Source organism: Gelidibacter sp. (assembly GCF_039916245.1).
In the GTDB taxonomy this organism is placed as follows: domain Bacteria; phylum Bacteroidota; class Bacteroidia; order Flavobacteriales; family Flavobacteriaceae; genus Gelidibacter.
The window spans coordinates 1-5,385 of sequence record NZ_JBDSLS010000067.1 but is presented as its reverse complement, the minus strand read 5'-3'; the positions used below and the strand labels follow the sequence as shown (position 1 = coordinate 5,385).

The window sequence follows — 5,385 nt, the reverse complement described above, 5'->3', positions numbered from 1 at the left end:
AACCGTTCTTTTATTCATGAGATTGCTTCGTCGCTCGTGCCTCACTCCTCGCAAAGACGTTTAAACTAGTGTTTTGATTTTGAATTGATCTTTTCAACATTTTTCGAAACAAATCCCTGCCCGTCCGGGTTGGTTATTGATTCTAAAAGCGAAGCGGTCTTGATACCATTTTCTATTTCCCGCCGTTTCTTTCTTCTTGCTTCATGCTTCCATCTCCGTGCTTATCTACCATAAAAAACCCTATACCACTCCACAAATTCAGCAATACCTTTAGTCACCTCAGTTTTAGGTTGGTAATTAAAATCCTTTTTTAACTGATTGACGTTCGCATAAGTTTGCTTCACATCGCCTGGCTGCATGGGCATCATCCGCTTTATGGCCTTTTTATCCAAAGCGACTTCAATGGCTTCTATATAATCTAGAAGTTGCACCGGCTGACTGTTCCCTATATTGTAAAGTTTGTATAATGACGTATTCTCAGTGGGTTGCAATAAGGTCGCTACCACACCTTCAACGATATCATCGATATAGGTAAAATCACGTGACAGATCGCCATTATTGAACACCTTCACGGGTTGATCGTTGATGATGGCTTCCGTAAATAAAAACATCGCCATATCGGGTCGTCCCCAAGGACCATACACCGTAAAAAATCGAAGTCCGATAGTTTCAAAACCGTACAAATGGCTGTAGGCATGCGCCATCAGTTCATTGGCCTTTTTTGTGGCGGCATAAAGACTAACAGGGTTGTCGACATTGGCGGATTCCTCAAAGGGAATGGCATCACTGTTGCCATAAACACTGGAGCTACTGGCATACACCAACTTAGCAACTTTGTAATTGCGACAACATTCCAAAACATTTAAAAACCCTGTCAAATTACTATCGGCATAAGCTTCTGGGTTTTCCAAAGAATAGCGGACGCCCGCTTGAGCCGCCAAATTGCAAACGCTGTCAATCTTATAATTTTCAAAAAGCTTTGGTAAAGCATTTCGATCTTCCAAATTCATTTTGACGAAAATCATACGATCGCCAAAAGAAGAACTTGTTGCATAATGCAAGGCTTGCGAGGCTTCGTTTTTAGCAATTCCCAATTCCGTCAAACGTGCGAATTTTAGATTGACATCATAATAATCGTTGATATTATCTAAACCAATGACCTTATGCCCTAGATCCAACAGGGTTTTAGACACATGAAAACCGATAAAACCAGCGGCTCCAGTAACCAAAATCGTTTTTGGGATAAGATTATTTACCGATGACATAGACTTGAAATCCTATAGCTTCTAATTCCTTTTTATTTAATATACCACGTCCGTCAAATACAAAGGCTGGTTTTTTCATGTTGTGATAAATCTTTTGCCAATCGTAGGCTTTAAATTCATCCCACTCCGTCAAAACAGCGATGGCATGCGCATCCTTACAAGCGTCATATGGGTCCAAAAATGTAGTTAAATACTTCTTGTTATCGGCTTCAGATCGTGTGTTGAGATAATTAAGGTCACTCTGCATTTGATGTTCCGTCACTTTTGGATCATACACCGCGATATCGGCTTGCTCTTCCATGAGTTGATCTGAGACATAGATAGCGGCAGATTCGCGCGTATCATTCGTATCTTTCTTAAAAGCCCAACCTAGAAAGGCTATTTTCTTGCCCGAAATCGTATTGTAAAGTGTTTGAATGATTTTGGCAGCAAAACGTCGTTTTTGATAGTCGTTCATAATGATGACTTGCTCCCAATAATCGGCTACCTCATTTAATCCATAAGATTTTGCGATATAAACCAAATTTAAAATATCTTTTTGAAAGCAAGAACCTCCAAACCCGACCGATGCCTTTAAAAACTTAGGACCGATCCTACTGTCCTTTCCAACAGCAATGGCGACTTCATTCACATCGGCGCCAGTAACTTCACAAAGTTCGGACATGGCATTAATTGAAGAGACCCGTTGTGCTAAAAAAGCATTGGCGGTTAATTTCGACAATTCCGAAGACCATAAATTTGTGGTCAAAATATTTTCAGCCGGTACCCAAGTGGCATAAATATCCGCTAAAGCCTGAATCGCTTCAAGTCCTTCTTCGGTTTGCTCCCCACCAATCAGCACACGATCCGGCACCATCAGATCTTGAATAGCAGTACCTTCAGCTAAGAATTCAGGATTGGATAAAATTTGAAATTGGACGCCATTACCCGTATTATGCAAAATGCTTTTGATGGCTTGAGCCGTTTTTACCGGTAAAGTGGATTTCTCTACGACAATTTTGTCTGTTTTGGCTACGCGTGCAATTTGCCGTGCGCACAACTCAATGTATTTTAAATCGGCCGCCATGCCCTTTCCTTTACCATAAGTTTTGGTCGGCGTATTGACTGAAATAAAAATCATTTCCGCAGCTTCAATAGCCGCATCAACCTCCGTACTAAAAAACAAATTTCGGTTTCGCGCTTCTGCAATAACGGTATCCAAACCTGGTTCGTAAATCGGAAGTTTTTCCAGATCGTCGTGGTTCCAAGCCGCTATACGCGCAACATTAATGTCCACCACAGTGACTTTAATATCTGGATTTTTTTGGGCGATCACTGCCATTGTAGGTCCACCTACATAACCTGCTCCAATACAACAAATATTTTTAATTTTCATTCTCCTAGATTAATGAGTGTTAATTTCGATAAAAACACGCGTTCAAACGCACTTTTTTATTATAATATGTTTGTTTTTATAGCATTCTGATTCTCAAGAAACCAGTCATAAGTCATTTTTATACCGGTGTTCAAATCTATATTGGCAGTCCATCCTTGTTGATTCAGCTTGTTTATATCCATTAACTTCCGCGGGGTTCCGTCAGGCTTAGAGCTATCCCAAAGTATAGCCCCTTGATATCCTACAATGTTCTGAATGGTTTGAGCCAGCTCTTTTATGGTCACATCGATTCCCGTACCTACATTATATAAATGTTCAGGAAGAACGTTTTCAACAGCAAAAACAACCGCTCTCGCCATATCATCAACATGTAAAAACTCTCGCATTGGTGTCCCACTTCCCCATAGTTCGACGGACGCATTATTTATTTTTGCCTCATGAAATTTTCTGAGCATTGCAGGCAACACATGAGAAGACTTCAAATCAAAATTATCATTTGGTCCGTAAAGGTTGGTGGGCATTAAACTGACAAAATCTTTATTGTACTGTTTTCTAATGGCCTCACAAGCTTTTACTCCAGCAATTTTTGCAATGGCATACCACTCATTGGTAGGCTCTAAACTATCCGTCAACAAATACTCTTCTTTTAAAGGTTGTGGAGCGAACTTTGGATAGATACAGGAACTCCCCAAAAAGATGAATTTTTTCACATCATGGCGATGCGCTTCGTCAATCAAATTATTCTGGATTTGCAAATTCTCCATTAAAAATGGATAAGGGAATTCACTGTTAGCCAATATCCCACCAACTTTTGCAGCGGCATCAATCACAACTTCTGGACGCTCACGATCAAAAAATTCGTTCACCTGAGCTTGGTTACGCAGATCGAGTTCCTTACTAGTTTTACCAATTAGATTACTATACCCTAATTGATCAAGTGCCCTCCAAACGGCAGATCCCACCATCCCCCTGTGGCCGGCAATATATATTTTTGTTGTTTTATCCATATCTATTCAAAATAATTAAGAGTTTTATGGCCTCCTTCTTTTAAATAGTGTTCTTTTTGCATGAGTTTGACATCACTGGTCATCATATCTTTTACAAGATCCTGCAAATCGAGTTGAGGCACCCAACCCAATTTATTTTTTGCTTTAGAAGCATCACCTATCAAAAGATCGACTTCTGTAGGTCTGAAATATTTAGGATCTACATTCACTACTTCCGTTCCTATGGGTAATTGGAATTCTTTATTATGACAGGCCGTCACAAATGCTTTTTCTTCAACGCCAATTCCTTTAAACTCCACATCTATTCCAACCTCAGCAAAGGCCATTCTTACAAAATCCCGAACTGCTGTTGTTTTTCCGGTAGCAATTACCCAATCTTCAGGCTCGTCTGCTTGCAGAATCATCCACATCATTCGCACATAATCCTTGGCGTGTCCCCAATCTCTTTTGGCATCCAAATTCCCTAAATAAACTTTATCCTGCAACCCTAGTGCAATCCTAGAGACCGCTCTGGTGATTTTTCTGGTAACAAACGTTTCGCCTCTAATTGGCGATTCATGATTAAATAAAATACCATTACAAGCATACATATTATAGGCTTCCCTGTAATTCACTGTAATCCAATACGCATACATTTTAGCCACAGCGTAAGGAGAACGAGGATAAAAAGGTGTGGTTTCCGACTGTGGCACCTCCTGCACTTTTCCATAAAGCTCAGAAGTAGAGGCCTGATAAATTCGCGTTCTTTTCTCCATCCCTAATAATCGGACGGCTTCCAAAATTCGTAAGGTGCCTAGACCATCCGTGTTACCGGTATACTCAGGAATCTCAAAGGAAACCCCCACATGGCTCATAGCCGCTAAATTGTAAATTTCATCAGGTTGAATATCCTTGATCAGCCTAATAAGATTGGTGCTATCCGTTAGATCGCCATAATGAAGGAAGAAATTACGATCCTTTTCATGTGGATCTTGGTATAAATGATCTATTCGATCCGTATTAAATAACGACGAGCGCCTTTTAACACCATGAACCTCGTAATTTTTCTGTAATAAAAACTCCGCCAAATAGGCACCGTCCTGGCCTGTGATTCCTGTAATAAGTGCAATTTTTTTCATTCTAATATTATAATAATGTTTAGGCAATGTTACGGCTTCGCCGGCAACAGTCACATTATAAATACAACTATTTGATTTATAACGAATGATACTAAGAATTGGTTTTAATCTCTTGACACCAAAAAGATTCAAAAATATGATTATTTATAGAATGAATGGAAGGATTATCCAATTTTTAGCTTAACGACATAACCCAAATTATGCAGCACCACCCAACATTGATTCCCTGAAACATATTTTACCGTTCCTTTTTTTGCGGATAAGCCAAACTTATCTAAATTAATTTCCTGTCCGACGTCTATTTTTTCGGTAGATAAAACCTGTTGTTTTTTAGTTTTAATTTCAATGAGCAACTCCACTTCTTCTGAGGGAACAATGGCGGGCTTCCCCAACCAAAAAAGATATCGCAGCGCGCCGGGAACGGTAAAAACCAGCGAACGGTCTTTATCTGAAATATTAATGAGAATCATAGATGGCAATAAAGGAACGGTGACTTTCTTTTTACGGTCGCTCCATTGTCTGACTTCTACTCGGGTTGGACAACACACTTCAAAACCATATGCAATAAGTCTTTCTGCAACTTTAAGTTCGTATTTAGGTTTTGTAATGAGCACGTACCA

Annotated in this window: 5 protein-coding genes; all 5 read right to left on the bottom strand. The window is 39.7% G+C overall.

Annotation, left to right across the window (positions count from 1 at the left end):
• Positions 1 to 221: 221 nt before the first annotated feature.
• A complete protein-coding gene (locus ABIQ28_RS03420; protein WP_348035350.1) occupies positions 222 to 1,265 on the bottom strand; it encodes an NAD-dependent epimerase/dehydratase family protein in 1,044 nt (347 codons plus the stop codon).
• On the bottom strand, positions 1,249 to 2,640 hold the full coding sequence (locus ABIQ28_RS03415; protein ID WP_348035349.1) for a UDP-glucose 6-dehydrogenase: 1,392 nt from the start codon (positions 2,638 to 2,640) through the stop codon (positions 1,249 to 1,251). Before ABIQ28_RS03415 ends, ABIQ28_RS03420 begins: the two co-directional genes overlap by 17 nt.
• A 59-nt stretch (positions 2,641 to 2,699) precedes the next feature.
• Positions 2,700 to 3,647 (bottom strand): GDP-L-fucose synthase, encoded by a 948-nt coding sequence (locus ABIQ28_RS03410; RefSeq protein WP_348035348.1) that lies wholly within the window; start codon positions 3,645 to 3,647, stop codon positions 2,700 to 2,702.
• Positions 3,648 to 3,649: 2 nt separating this feature from the next.
• The gene (gene gmd, locus ABIQ28_RS03405) at positions 3,650 to 4,765 is read right to left on the bottom strand and encodes a GDP-mannose 4,6-dehydratase (RefSeq protein ID WP_348035347.1); all 1,116 of its coding nucleotides are present in this window, start codon (positions 4,763 to 4,765) and stop codon (positions 3,650 to 3,652) included.
• A gap of 164 nt (positions 4,766 to 4,929) precedes the next feature.
• A partial coding sequence (locus ABIQ28_RS03400) for a transcription termination/antitermination NusG family protein (protein ID WP_348035346.1) occupies positions 4,930 to 5,385 on the bottom strand: 456 nt, incomplete at its 5' end.